The sequence below is a fragment of the Chitinophaga sp. OAE865 genome (assembly GCF_040546735.1).
GTDB classification, from domain to species: Bacteria; Bacteroidota; Bacteroidia; order Chitinophagales; family Chitinophagaceae; genus Chitinophaga; species Chitinophaga polysaccharea_A.
In genome coordinates, this window is sequence record NZ_JBEPOF010000001.1 from 8,031,432 (window position 1) to 8,045,000 (window position 13,569).

Consider the following 13,569-nt stretch of genomic DNA (forward strand, 5'->3'; position numbering starts at 1 on the left):
GAAGCCGGGTATATATTCGGTGGGTTTGGGGCAATATCCGTGGTAATTGGGGGCGTTTTTTATGCAGGTATTTGATCAATTAACCAATAATGGATTTGATTCCTGTATTTATCCGGATTTAAATATGGTTTGAAGTAAAGAAATAAATACAGCACATGACCGTGATTCAAATTACAGTACTGTTTACAGGCGGCGATGCTTATAAAACAAAGCCGCCTGTACTTATTAACTATGATTGTTCTACTTTTTCGGGTTATGGCCTTTCCAAAATTCACTCAATTGTTGCCTGTACAATCTGTTCTATGTCAAATTTCCGCATTTGCATAAACGCCTGGGCTGCCTTACTGGCCTTATTGGGATCGGTCATTAATTTTCCGAGAATGGTAGGTATTACTTGCCAGGATACTCCAAATTTATCTTTTAACCAGCCACACCTGCTTTCTTCACCACTTTCGGTTAATTTTTCCCAATAGTGATCTATTTCTTCCTGTGTGTTGCAATGGATGGTTAAGGAAACGCCTTCGTTAAAAGCGAATTTGTGAGCATGTGCACTTTCCATCAGCATAAACTTTTGCCCGTTGAGGGTTATTATGGCGTGCTTTACTTTTCCCTCTATATCGGGCGGTTCATTCTGTGAGTAACGGAGTATTCCATTTGTTTCTGAATTTTGGAAGATGGAAGTATAGTGCTGGATGGCTTCTTCCACACGGCCATATTGGTCTCCAACGAACATCAAAAAGGGGGTGATCTTTTGCCCCACTGCGGCTATTGTTCCAAGAGTAACCTGCCATGAAATGCCAAACCGGTCGCTCACCCAGCCGTATTTTTCACTCCAGGGATATTTATCCAAAGGCATCATAATAAAGCCTTCACTGGATAATCCTTCCCAGGTGTTCTTTAATTCTTCTTCCGTTTCACAGATGTAATACAATGAAATGGATGGATTGGGTCTGTACATCGGACCACCATCTAATAAAGTAATGTGTTGCCCGGCTATCTCTATTTCGGTGACGATAGGCGACTGCGTTACTATTTTCGCACCGGGAATTAATTTGCAGTACAAAGCTGCAGCTTCTTTTGCCTGGTTATCGAACCACAAGCAAGGCGTGATTAGTTCTTTCATACATTTTTTTATGTAAAGGTGAATCAACCATCAAACATGGCCTTGTACAAAACCGACATTATTTTTTCTTTAGTCCAAATTGCAGGTAATCATTGGGAGTTGTTGCTGTAAATTCCTTAAAAGAACGGATATAATGACTTTGATCAAAATAACCGTTTGTATATGCCACATCGGTCAGTTTATCAAATTGTCCCGACTTTAACTGGTAAAAAGCCACCTGGAACTGACAGATCCGTCTATATTCGCTGGCCGTTATACCTACATATTTTTTAAAGATCCTTTGAAATGTCCTTTCTGTAAGGTTAAGTTCCTGCAGCATCTGAGCTAACACATCCGTTTCCGGGTTCTCCAACATTTTGTCGGTAGCATATCGGATGATCATACATTCCCGTTGGTTGGCTGTAACCTGGGAAAGAACAAACTGGTGCAGCACCTCTACCTTTTCGGCTGTTGATTGAGCATAGGCCAGTTGAATGGTCAGTGCCATTGCCTTTTGCGGATTCCAACGATTTAACTCGACGGCTTCATTTTTTAATTGCTGTACAGGTATTTTGAAAACTGGGCCTATAGCAAATGGTTTGAAGAAAAATGCGATCAGTGTAGCATCGCCCCATTCGGCCCATCTTTCTGCAGGAACGGTCTTTCCGAACAGTGACAGGCGATTCTCCTTGTTCTGTGATGTACACAATAAAGCCGACATGCCGTTGGTAAATATGGGCAAGTCTTCGGGCTCCGGAGGATCGGCACTATCAAGAATTAAGATAGTTTGAACGAAGCCTTTTAATACCGGGTCTATTTTGCTGTACCACTGTTGCATATAGAATCATAGTAACTATTTTAAGATAGGGCTTTTTCGGGTAAAAAAACATAGTAGTTTAAGGCGGAAAGGCCTTACTTCCCGATACAAAACTTACTAAAAATATAATCCAACCTATCCTCATTTGTCACCTCCCCCGTTATCTCCCCAAGGTAATGCAAACAAAGCCGGATATCCAGTGCCAGCAAGTCGCCAGGCAGCCCGTTGTCCATTCCCTGTTTCACATCCATTAACGACTTCAACACTTCCTGCAAGGCTGCATGATGACGGGCATTAGTAATGATGGTGTCTTCTGTATTAACATCTCCAGCCAATACTTTGTGCACAAGTGCATCTTTCAGTTCCTGGATATGTGCATGATTCTTTGCGGAGATAAAAAGTATTTCGGGAATAGCGGAAAACTTAGTTCGGATAGCTGCTTCGCCGGTAACATCTGTTTTATTTCCTACCAGGAGATAGTTAACGTTTTGTGCTTCAAAAGCAGCAATCTGATTACGTATATCCGTTTCAGTGAGTTCATTCACATCAAACAGGTAAACGACAACACCCGCTTCACGGATTTTTTCCATGGTTTTCTGTACACCAATGCTTTCAATGGTATCCAGGCTTTCGCGGATACCGGCAGTGTCTATAAGCCGGAAAAGGATACCGTCTATATTCAATACTTCCTCAATGGTATCGCGGGTGGTCCCGGCAATATCGCTCACGATGGCGCGGTTCTCGTTCAGGAGGGTATTCAGCAGGGTGGATTTACCCGCATTGGGTTTTCCTACTATTGCAGTATTTACACCATTCTTGATAACATTCCCCATACGGAAGGAATCAATGAGATGCTTAACTACCCCCGTGGCATTGGAAACAAGCGTATATAAGCCTGTACGATCGGCAAACTCCACATCTTCCTGGCTGAAGTCCAGCTCAAGTTCGATGAGGGCAGAAAAGGTGATTAATTGCTCACGCAAGGCATGTAATTCTTTGGAGAATCCACCCCGCATCTGTTGCATGGCTGTTTGGTGCGAGGCAGCTGAATTGCTGGCGATCAGATCAGCTACCGACTCTGCCTGGGTGAGATCCAATTTGCCGTTCAGGAATGCCCGTTGAGTAAATTCACCGGGTTTGGCCAGCCTTGCACCTGCCTTAACAGTAGCGTCAATGATCTGTTGCTGTATATAGGGAGAACCATGACAGGATATTTCTATCACATCTTCTCCGGTATAGGAACGGGGCCCTTTATAGAGGCTAAGTACTACTTCGTCAATAATATGCCCATTGGAAACGAGGTTACCGAAATGCAGGGTATGACTGGCCTGCTGCAGGAGATCTTTGCTGGGGAACAGGCTATTACAGATGGTGTAGGTATTTGGGCCGCTCAGCCGTATTACAGCAATGGCGCCAAGGCCGGGAGCTGTTGCCACCGCTACAATTGTATCGTCAAATCCTGTTAGTTTCCCCAGCATACCGTTTTAATTTACCAATTCTTAAAGGGCACAAATTTACGCACAATCGGGGCTATCACCAATTCCAGAAAATCAAAAGTCCCGTTCCAACAATGTTGAAACGGGACCTTTGAAAAATATGCTTGATACAGTACTACTCCTGCAAAGTAAAGCGGATCGGGAGATTGAACTGTACAGAAACCTGGCGGCCATTTTGCTTACCAGCTTTCCACTTAGGCATGGTTTTCACCACACGTACGGCTTCTTCTTCCAGGCCACCACCTTTTGCGGCACCTACTGTTTTTACATCTTTAATGTTTCCTTCAGAATCTACTACGAACTGAACGAATACTGTACCGGAGATACCGTTTTCCTGCGCAACGCGTGGGTAACGGATGTTTTTGCTCAGGTACTTGGCCAGTGCTTCCTCACCACCAGGGAAGGTTGGAGGCTGCTCTACGAAAGTGAAGATTTCTTCTTTTGCAGGAGCAGGAGGCGGGCCTACCACACCGGTACCTTTACTGTCTTCCAGTAATCCCGGATCAATACCGTTCGGATCACCGTCTACAGTTTTGGTGCTGATGGCTTTATCTTTAATGTCCTCATGTTTCGGAGGTTCCTCATCCGGTGGTACTTCATTATCCTTCTTAATTACAGGAGGAGTGAACTGTACTGACGGTTTTACCGGTGGCGGTGGTGCGGGCGGTGGAGGTGGTGGAGGTGGCGTTTTCGGATCATCCGGTAACTTCACATCCTCCATCTTAATTTCCTGGATCACCGGCTTCTTCGTGTTTTCACCCTCGGAAGCTTTAACCCACTGTGATATCATATACGTTGCGAAGAATATTACAAACAATGACACGGTACCCAAAATGGCATTCCGCACACGCTTATTATACTGTCTCCGCAAATCGTACGCCCCATAGTCCTTGTTCCTGCCGTCAAACAGGATATCAAGAAAATCGGACTTTAAGACTTTAGCAGAATCCATTGTTGTTGTTTTATGATGGATGCAAAAAAATAAATTAGTTATTTAGCCGGCGGAGCTGCAGGAGTATTAGGAACACCGTTAGCTGCTTCTGTAGACTGTATCCATTTTTTATCCTGGTCACTGATATCTACAGTTGCGTAACGTTGAATTCTGTTGATGGCCATTTCATCAAGAATATCTACGAAATTCTTGTAATTAGCCTGATCATCAGCTTTAATAATCACCACAACATCTTCTGGTTCACCTTTTGCATTTCTCAGTTTGGCAACTTCATCCCTTTTCCTGATGATCTCATCTCTGATTCCCCCGGTGTTGGCAAAAGATGTTGCCTTGAAGAAGTCAGGATTAGCAGAGGCATTCGGGTCTTGTGCCAAACCTTCGTAATAGTAAACACGATTATCTTTTCCGAGTAAAATGGTAAGGGCCGTACTTTCTTTTACCTTGTTCTGGTCCTTTTCATTTTCGGTATCCTTTGGCATGATCAAGTCCATTGTTTTGGGCTTGGACATGGTAGTGGTTAGCATGAAGAAGGTAATCAGGAGAAAACCTAAATCCACCATTGGTGTCATATCCACACGGGTCGACTGTTTCTTCGATTTCGTTCCGCCGTGTTTCTTTCCACTGCCACTACTGCTGGTATCCATTTCTGCCATAGTAGCCAATTTTTTTAGTTCTTAAATCAGCAGTCTTCCAGGTCAGGAAGTATTTACTGCCGTTTACTTCTTAGGTGCATTTGCCTCTTCCCAGGCAGCTGTACCTTTGGGAGCTTCTTCCAGGTTAGTAACCAGGTTCAGCTTCTGAATATGCTTCTTTTTGAAGGTATCCAGGATTTCCTTGATCTTGGGATAAGGAGTCTGGTTATCTGCTTTAATACAGTATTTCAGCTTAGCAACGCTTCCGCCCTGTGCTGCAACACCATATTCGATCCAGGCACCTAACTCATTATTTGCAGAATCCGTAGGAATTCCCTTATCCAGTCCTGATTTTTTACGCTCGTCCTCAGAGAGGGAAAGATATTGTTTCAGGTCTTTAATAGGTGCTCCTACACTGGCTCCGGTCACAAAGCTTTTAATTTCTTTATCGCCCAGGCCCAGTTTGTACTGCGTGTTCAGATCTTCTATCAGCTTCTTTCTTTTGGGCTGACCATCCATGCTGAAAAACACTCTGCCATCCTTATCTACTGTGAATAATAACACATCAGAATCAGGTAAAAGGGTGGTGTTAATAGAGGATGGGGTAACTACTGTTACCGGTTCATCCGGTTTGAACTTAGTCGCCAGCATAAAGAAAGTTAACAGCAGGAAAGCCACATCACACATTGCTGTCATGTCAATGGCCGTGCTTTTCCTTGGCATTTTAACTTTAGGCATCTTTACTCTGTTTTATGATTTACTTTAAATAGATTCAAAACCGCTCAAATTCCATAAATAATCTGTGATTATTTGTGGTTTGCAGCGAAGCTCTGAGTTAAAGTAAAGCCAGACTCATCGATTGCGTAAGTGATGCTGTCAATATTGGTAGTGAAGTAGTTGTACATTACGATCGCAATAGCAGATGTACCGATACCCAGTGCAGTGTTGATCAACGCCTCGGAGATACCTAACGCCAGCTGTGCAGAATCCGGAGCACCACCAGAAGACATCGCAGAGAACGCCTTGATCATACCCAATACTGTACCGAACAGACCCAGCAGGGTTGCTACTGATGCAATGGTAGACAGGAACACCAGGTTCTTTTCCATCATTGGCAGTTCCAGTGCGGTAGTTTCTTCAATTTCATTCTTAATGGTCAGGATCTTCTGTTCTGTATCCAGATCAGCATTGGTAACCATTTCTTTGTACTTTTTCAGACCTGCTTTTAATACGTTTCCTACAGAGCCTTTCTGTTTGTCACACTCAGCCAGTGCTGCGTCTACATTTTTGTTAGCCAGGTGGTACTGTACTTTACGTACCAGCTCAGAACCACTGAATTTACCTTTTGCTTTTGACAGGTACAGGAAGCGCTCGATCACGAAAGTCAGACACACCAGTAATACGGAAATCAATACCGGTACTACATAACCACCCTTGTAAACAGTACCAAACCATTTACCGATACCTGAATCTATAGGATGTCCATCGGGATTATTACCCTGGAAATTGGCTGGATTACCTAATACAAAAAAGAAAAACAGGAATCCTATCACTAAGCAGATAGGCACAGCCAACGTAGCGAACAGGTTGGATGACTTTTTAGGTTGATGAGAAGAAGCCTTAGCTGTAGCTGCAGTCACAGTTGTTTTAGTCTCAGCCATGTTGATTGAAATTTTAGTGTTAAAAATTAAACTATTGTTTGTTAGAAGTTTCTATTCTCTTTAGAATGCCCCTCAGCACTCAATTTACTGTTTTAATCAGTGATTCGCAAAGTTATACGGTTGGTCCAAAAAAACAAGTGCAGCCCAAAAAAACCCACAAAAATTAACCTTCACACGCAAAAGCCCCACCACAGGGCTTTTAGACCACTCGTTTTTTTAGAGCAAACACTTACATAAGCGAATAAACCAATATTGCAGTTCTCACAACTTATTGTTACTGTCCCAATACTTGAAATCGTTTGATTTTTTTCAAAGTTGGACGCACAATTTAAGAAAAAATTCAAATGTTCCAACAGAAATCTTACAATTCTGCTAACTTATTTATTCCCGCGCCAGTAAACAGTTTCAGGCGACGCTAATAGCATTTAGCAACACAACATCGAATATTTCCCCGATCCATAACTCGAAATTCAATACGGCAGCGGCAATCAACACATCTCCATCCGTCTCTGCCATATGAAATTATTATTTTCTATAACAATAAATACTTACATTAAAAAAGTTGCCACCACAACTATTGTTTTAACTCCTACCCTCAATTTTACTTCTTTTTTTCCATTCCTACAGCCTTTACTACGCTTATGGATTTTCCTGATAAGTTAATACTTAATATACTTACTTGCAAAGGTTTTTAAAAAAACATAACAACTAATCAAGAACCAATTATTAAATCGTAATGAGCAAACTATTTTACCACCAACTGATAATAGCTGTGGCAGGCGTACTTTGCCTGGGTATTACAGCTTATCAACCTGCCAGCGCACAGCGGAAAAAACACAACCGCAACGCCGCACCAACTACTCCTGCTCCTGCAAAAGACTCTACCGGGAAGGGGCCCATGATCAAACCAGGTCCAAAACCAGGTCCCAAACCCTTCGCTGAAGTAATTACTGATAAAGCCAAAGCGGATTCCGGCCTGTTTAATGTCTACAAACAAGATGACCGCTTTTTCTTTGAGATCCCTGATTCCCTGCTGGGAAGAGATGTACTGGTAGTGAACAGGATCTCCAAATCTGCTGCCGGTCTCCGCGCCATGATGATGGGTTTCAGCGGTGATATCATCGGCGAAAATGTGATCCGCTTCGAAAAAGGCCCCAACTATCGCATCTTCCTGAAAAATATCTCCTACGCTGATGTGTCAAAAGATTCTACCCAGCCAATGTTCACTTCTGTGAACAACTCAAACCTGCAACCTATCGTGGCAGCATTTGATGTAAAGGCTACCTCCAAAAACGGGAAAGGTACCGTTATTGACCTGACTGAATACATCAGTGGCGACAACGATATCCTTTTCTTCGACGGACAGGTTAAAAATATGCTTAAAATCGGTGGCGTTCAACCGGATAAATCTTACATCTCTGATGTAAAATCATACCCGATGAACACCGAAATCAAAACGGTAAAAACATATAGCAAATCAGGCGGCCCTGCCGGTCCGGGTATGCCCCCTTCCCCGGGAGGCAATGCTACCGTGGAACTGAACAGCTCTATGGTATTACTCCCTGCAGTACCAATGCAGCCCCGCTACTTTGATCCCCGTGTAGGTTACTTCACTACCAGCGTTACCGACTTTGATGCGGATCCGCAGGGTGTAAAGAAACTCCAGATGATCACCCGCTGGCGCCTGGAACCAAAGCCGGAAGACATGGAAAAATATAAACGCGGGGAACTGGTGGAACCTGTTAAACCCATAGTGTTTTATATTGACCCTGCCACCCCGGTAAAATGGCGTAAATACCTTATCATGGGTGTGAACGACTGGCAGTCGGCTTTTGAACAGGCGGGCTTTAAAAATGCTATTATCGCTAAAATGGCGCCTACTCCCCAGGAAGATTCCACCTGGTCTATCGAGGACGCCCGGTTCTCTGCCATCGTATACAAACCGTCTGATGTACCAAATGCAAGCGGCCCCCATGTACACGATCCCCGCTCCGGCGAAATCATTGAAAGCCATATCAACTGGTATCACAACGTAATGCGTTTGCTGCGCAACTGGTACTTTGTACAGGCATCTCCCAACGATCCCCGCGCCCGTAATATGCAGTTCAGCGATGAACTGATGGGTGAACTGATCCGCTTCGTATCATCCCATGAGGTAGGCCATACCCTGGGCTTACGTCATAACTTCGGATCAAGTTCCACTTATCCGGTTGAAAAACTGCGCGACAAAGAATGGGTGAAAAAGAATGGCCACGCTGCATCTATCATGGATTACGCCCGTTTTAACTACGTAGCACAACCCGGCGATGGCATCACCGGAGCTGATCTTTATCCCCGTATTAACTACTATGATAAATGGGCTATTGAATGGGGTTATAAACTGCTGCCACAGGCTAAATCACCCGAAGCTGAAGTACCTATCCTCAATAAAGTAACGATAGAAAAACTGAAGGATAAGAAGTTCTGGTTTGGTACTGAAATGAACCCGGATGACCCGAGATCCCAGAACGAAGACCTGGGCGACAATCCCATGATAGCCAGTGGCTACGGCATAAAGAACCTCCAGTATATTATGCCTAACCTTCTTAGCTGGACAAAAGTAGAGAACGAAGGTTATGCTAACCTGTCTGAGTTGTATAAAGAAGTAGCCGGTCAGTTCAGCCGTTACATGGGCCATGTAGCCAAAAACGTAGGCGGTATTTATGAAACACCTAAAACGGTAGAACAGGCAGGCGCAGTATACGAATACGTGCCAAAGACAATCCAGAAAGAAGCAGTGACTTTCCTGAACAAGCAGCTGTTTACCACACCAAAATGGCTGATTAACCAGGATCTGCTGAGCCGCATAGGCAGCGACGGCGTTTCCCTGATCAGTTCCCGCCAGGCTCCGATCCTGGACAGGCTGATGAGCACCAATACCATCAATAAACTGATCACTGGTGAAGCCGCGCTGGGAGCAAAAGCTTATGGCCCGGTTGAAATGCTGAACGACCTGAAAAAATCCATCTTCTCAGAAATTTATACACACCAGTCTATAGACGTATACCGCAGGAACCTGCAGCGCGACTATGTGGATAACCTCACCGAGCTGGTAGCGCCTTCGGCTCCTGCCAACCCGATGATGGGCGGTTATACACCTCCAAGTGCGTCCCGGTCAGATGCAGCTGGCATTGGCCGTGCCCAGCTGGTGGCCCTTAGAACTGAGCTTCGTGCCGCCGCCGGTAGTGGCGACAGTATGACCCGCAACCATCTCCAGGACCTTATAGCCCGTATCAATAAGGCGCTGGATCCTAAATAACGAATCTGTATATACATATCGGCGCCCTTCCAGGTAATTCCCGGAAGGGCGCCTTCTTTTATATATATTCAAAACCTTATTAATTATTGCGGAAAATGCTTAATATCGCTGCATTATTAACCTAGACGCCTCAAAGTGAAAGATCGGACTAACAAAATCACGATATACGATATTGCGCATAAACTGAATCTGTCGGCATCTACTGTTTCACGTGCATTACAAAACAATCCTCTTATCAACCTGGAAACACGCGAAAAAGTTCAGGCAACAGCTACAGAAATGGGCTATGTTCCAAACTGGATAGCTTCCAGTTTGCGCAAAAAGAGGTCGAATATTCTCGGTCTTATCGTTCCTCGTACTTCCATGTATTTCCAGAGCACTGCTATCAGCGGCATTCAGCATGAGGCGCATAAATATGGGTTCAGCATTGTTATTGGCCAGTCGGATGAAACCGTGGCGATGGAGAAGGAACTGGTGCATACTTTCTATTCTCTCCGTGTAGATGGTTTGCTTGCAGTGGCGTCTATGTTTACCACTAACTTTGATCATTTCAGTCCGTTTATTAAGAATAATATTCCACTGGTATTTTATGACCGCGTGCCTACTGATTTCCAGGGGTATACTATTACCGGTGATGATTTCAGGGGTGGCTTTCTTGCCACCGAGCACCTGATCAAACAAGGCTGCAAACGCATTGCCCACTTCTCAGGTGTGCTTACCTGTAACCTTTACCAGCAAAGGCTTTCAGGTTATAAAGAAGCATTGGCACAATACAATATCCCATTTGATGAACAGCTGGTTTATATACATGATCTGACCATGGATTCTGCTACCGTTGCTGCACAACAGTTATTTGATGAACAGAAAATGCCGGATGGCATGTTTGCTGCCAATGATAGTTCTGCAGTTGCTTTTATCCGCGAGGCGAAGAAAAGAAATATCGCTGTTCCTGAGCAGATCAAAGTAGTAGGTTATTCCAACGATCTTTCTTCCAGAATTATTTCGCCTTCTTTAACTACCATTGAGCAATCGGGTTATAATATGGGTCAGAAAGCGGTGGAAACCATCGTTCAGCTGATCAATCATGAAGAAACAGTAAAAGTGACAAAAAATTACGTATTCCCGGTGGAGCTGATCAAACGGGAATCTACCGGCTCATAAATTCAATAGTAAAAACTGATAACCTACAACTATATGAAATCTTCCATTTATGCAGCATTACTATGCACTGCTGCAATTACTGTATCCTCCTGTAACAAGCGTATTTATGTGCCTAACCAGGTGAATGTTCCATTACTGAAAGAGAAATATGAATTCAAAGGCAGTATCACTCCTACTAATCTCCAGGGCGCCTTTGCTATCACTGATAACATAGGTATCATGGCCAACGGCCAGTATCTCTGGGGATGGAATTATGCTGATCCAACTAACAGCTATGATGATGATGGCGTATTTAAGGATAATAATACACGTGGGGGAATGGTAGAAGGCGCAATTGGTTTCTTCAAGCCAATAGGACCCAATAAGAAAACTGTTTTTGATGTGTATGCAGGCTATGGCAGTGGTCATTTTAAAACACTTTCCGGCGATTACAGATCAGATAACAATGGTACAGGCAATATAAACCTGAATGACTATGTAATCAAAAACCGCTTTAGTAAAGTATTTATACAACCCAGTTTCGGGCTCGCCCACCGGGTAGTGGAAACAGCGTTCAGCAGCCGGTTTTCATTTGTAAACTTTTACAATAGCAGTATTGGTGCAAAGGCGTTTGAAAACAACGAAGCAGAACAGACCAAATTTATGCGGATTCACGATAAAACAGTTGTGTTCTATGAGCCGGCATTTACTGTCAGGGTAGGATTCAAATACGTAAAATTCCAGGCACAGCTGCAGTTTTCAACTCCATTGAACAATAACAGTTTTTACGACAATAGTGGTTCTTACGATAAGAATTTCAACGAGTATTTCCAGCCTGTAAATTTCAACATGGGGGTTGCGATAGATCTGGCGCAGTGGTATAACCGGAGATAATAATTAAAATAATAAGGATGATTTTTCCGGGGAGATGATATACGGTAAGATCACAAATGATATAAAATAAAAAAGCCTTAGTGTATGAAACACTAAGGCTTTTTCTTAATAAGTATGGCAGCTACCTACTCTCCCGCATGATAGTGCAGTACCATCGGCCATGAGGGGCTTAACTTCTCTGTTCGGAATGGGAAGAGGTGAACACCCTCGGCATAACCACCATAAGATCTTCTTTGCTTTACAGCAAACTAATAAGATAACATATCGGGAAAGTTGTATTCAAAACTTTTTAGTGTAATAATGAAAAAATTAAAGCTTACGGGCAATTAGTATTACTCGGCTGCGATGTTACCACCCTTACACCTGTAACCTATCAACGTCGTAGTCTCCGACGGCCCTTAAAAGTAAACTCATCTTGAAGCAGGTTTCACGCTTAGATGCTTTCAGCGTTTATCCTATCCGTACATAGCTACTCTGCACTGCACCTGGCGGCACAACAGATACACCAGCGGTACGTACGACCCGGTCCTCTCGTACTAAGGTCATGTCCTCTCAATTTACTAACGATCACAACAGATAGGGACCGAACTGTCTTGCGACGTTCTGAACCCAGTTCACGTGCCACTTTAATCGGCGAACAGCCGAACCCTTGGGACCTTCTCCAGCCCCAGGATGTGACGAACCGACATCGAGGTGCCAAACCTCACCGTCGATATGAGCTCTTGGGTGAGATCAGCCTGTTATCCCCGGAGTACCTTTTATCCTTTGAGCGATGGCCCTTCCATACAGAACCACCGGATCACTTTAGCCTGCTTTCGCACCTGCTCGGCTTGTTGGCCTCACAGTCAAGCACCCTTATACTAATGCGCTCTGCGTACGATTACCAACCGTACTGAGGGTACCTTTGCGAGCCTCCGTTACCTTTTAGGAGGCGACCACCCCAGTCAAACTACCCACCAAACAATGTCTCCCCTTGCAGGGATTAGACTCTAAATAACAGAAGGTTGGTATTTCAACGATGACTCCACAACTCCTGGCGAAGCTGCTTCATAGTCTCCCAACTATCCTACACATCTGGCATTCAAAATCAATGTTAAGTTGTAGTGAAGGTTCACGGGGTCTTTCCGTCCCGTTGCGATTAACCGGCATCTTCACCGATACTACAATTTCACCGAGCTCGTGGTAGAGACAGTGTACAACTCATTAGACCATTCGTGCAGGTCGGAACTTACCCGACAAGGAATTTCGCTACCTTAGGACCGTTATAGTTACGGCCGCCGTTTACTGGGGCTTCAGTCAGAAGCTTTGGATTGCTCCGAACATCCTTCCTTAACCTTCCAGCACCGGGCAGGTATCAGGCTCTATACGTCATCTTTCGATTTTGCAGGGCCCTGTGTTTTTGTTAAACAGTTGGTTGTACCATTTTACTGAGGCCACATCACTGTGGCACGCCTTATCCCGAAGTTACAGCGTCAATTTGCCTAGTTCCTTTACCACGGATCACTCGAGCGCCTGAGAATACTCATCTCGACTACCTGTGTCGGTTTACGGTACGGGCTGCTATAAACGAACCTTAG

Annotated in this window: 10 protein-coding genes and 2 rRNA genes (1 of these 12 cut by a window edge); 3 read left to right on the forward strand and 9 right to left on the reverse strand. The window is 44.2% G+C overall.

The window, feature by feature from the left end:
• Positions 1-271: 271 nt before the first annotated feature.
• The 7 genes from ABIE50_RS32120 to ABIE50_RS32150 form a co-directional block, all read right to left on the reverse strand.
• Entirely contained in the window at positions 272-1,123 is an 852-nt protein-coding gene (locus ABIE50_RS32120; RefSeq protein WP_209863339.1) for a VOC family protein, read from the reverse strand.
• 58 nt (positions 1,124-1,181) lie between these two features.
• Entirely contained in the window at positions 1,182-1,940 is a 759-nt protein-coding gene (locus tag ABIE50_RS32125) for a helix-turn-helix domain-containing protein (RefSeq protein ID WP_209863342.1), read from the reverse strand.
• A 74-nt stretch (positions 1,941-2,014) separates the two neighbouring features.
• Positions 2,015-3,397: a tRNA uridine-5-carboxymethylaminomethyl(34) synthesis GTPase MnmE gene (gene mnmE / locus ABIE50_RS32130; RefSeq protein WP_209863346.1), complete on the reverse strand. Its 1,383-nt coding sequence runs from the start codon at positions 3,395-3,397 to the stop codon at positions 2,015-2,017.
• 133 nt (positions 3,398-3,530) lie between these two features.
• Positions 3,531-4,367, reverse strand: a complete 837-nt coding sequence (locus ABIE50_RS32135; RefSeq protein ID WP_142685811.1) for an energy transducer TonB — start codon at positions 4,365-4,367, stop codon at positions 3,531-3,533.
• A gap of 38 nt (positions 4,368-4,405) precedes the next feature.
• Positions 4,406-5,020, reverse strand: a complete 615-nt coding sequence (locus tag ABIE50_RS32140) for an ExbD/TolR family protein (protein WP_209863349.1) — start codon at positions 5,018-5,020, stop codon at positions 4,406-4,408.
• Between the two features lie 63 nt (positions 5,021-5,083).
• Positions 5,084-5,737 carry an ExbD/TolR family protein gene (locus ABIE50_RS32145; RefSeq protein WP_142685809.1) on the reverse strand — a complete coding sequence of 218 codons (654 nt, stop codon included), beginning with the start codon at positions 5,735-5,737 and terminating at the stop codon, positions 5,084-5,086.
• 68 nt (positions 5,738-5,805) lie between these two features.
• On the reverse strand, positions 5,806-6,660 hold the full coding sequence (locus tag ABIE50_RS32150) for a MotA/TolQ/ExbB proton channel family protein (protein ID WP_079470957.1): 855 nt from the start codon (positions 6,658-6,660) through the stop codon (positions 5,806-5,808).
• 736 nt (positions 6,661-7,396) lie between these two features.
• On the opposite strand from ABIE50_RS32150, the gene ABIE50_RS32155 reads away from it, so the two are divergent.
• From ABIE50_RS32155 to ABIE50_RS32165, 3 genes are all read left to right on the forward strand, one after another.
• The gene (locus tag ABIE50_RS32155; RefSeq protein ID WP_209863352.1) at positions 7,397-9,958 is read left to right on the forward strand and encodes a zinc-dependent metalloprotease; all 2,562 of its coding nucleotides are present in this window, start codon (positions 7,397-7,399) and stop codon (positions 9,956-9,958) included.
• A 135-nt stretch (positions 9,959-10,093) separates the two neighbouring features.
• Positions 10,094-11,119, forward strand: coding sequence for a LacI family DNA-binding transcriptional regulator (locus tag ABIE50_RS32160; RefSeq protein ID WP_209863354.1), 1,026 nt, complete (start codon positions 10,094-10,096; stop codon positions 11,117-11,119).
• Positions 11,120-11,152: 33 nt separating this feature from the next.
• On the forward strand, positions 11,153-11,992 hold the full coding sequence (locus ABIE50_RS32165) for a hypothetical protein (protein ID WP_209863357.1): 840 nt from the start codon (positions 11,153-11,155) through the stop codon (positions 11,990-11,992).
• Between the two features lie 112 nt (positions 11,993-12,104).
• On the opposite strand, the gene rrf is transcribed toward ABIE50_RS32165, so the two are convergent.
• A 5S ribosomal RNA gene (rrf, locus tag ABIE50_RS32170) occupies positions 12,105-12,216 on the reverse strand.
• A gap of 82 nt (positions 12,217-12,298) precedes the next feature.
• Positions 12,299-13,569: ribosomal RNA gene (locus ABIE50_RS32175) — 23S ribosomal RNA — on the reverse strand; it runs 1,615 nt beyond the window's last position.

Bases quoted from the DNA above. Each gene is read 5' to 3' on its own strand.
- ABIE50_RS32125 (WP_209863342.1), bottom strand. From the start codon at position 1,940: ATGCAACAGTGGTACAGCAAAATAGACCCGGTATTAAAAGGCTTCGTT.
- mnmE (WP_209863346.1), bottom strand. From the start codon at position 3,397: ATGCTGGGGAAACTAACAGGATTTGACGATACAATTGTAGCGGTGGCA.
- ABIE50_RS32120 (WP_209863339.1), bottom strand. From the start codon at position 1,123: ATGAAAGAACTAATCACGCCTTGCTTGTGGTTCGATAACCAGGCAAAA.
- ABIE50_RS32155 (WP_209863352.1), top strand. From the start codon at position 7,397: ATGAGCAAACTATTTTACCACCAACTGATAATAGCTGTGGCAGGCGTA.
- ABIE50_RS32165 (WP_209863357.1), top strand. From the start codon at position 11,153: ATGAAATCTTCCATTTATGCAGCATTACTATGCACTGCTGCAATTACT.
- ABIE50_RS32150 (WP_079470957.1), bottom strand. From the start codon at position 6,660: ATGGCTGAGACTAAAACAACTGTGACTGCAGCTACAGCTAAGGCTTCT.
- ABIE50_RS32135 (WP_142685811.1), bottom strand. From the start codon at position 4,367: ATGGATTCTGCTAAAGTCTTAAAGTCCGATTTTCTTGATATCCTGTTT.
- ABIE50_RS32145 (WP_142685809.1), bottom strand. From the start codon at position 5,737: ATGCCTAAAGTTAAAATGCCAAGGAAAAGCACGGCCATTGACATGACA.
- ABIE50_RS32140 (WP_209863349.1), bottom strand. From the start codon at position 5,020: ATGGCAGAAATGGATACCAGCAGTAGTGGCAGTGGAAAGAAACACGGC.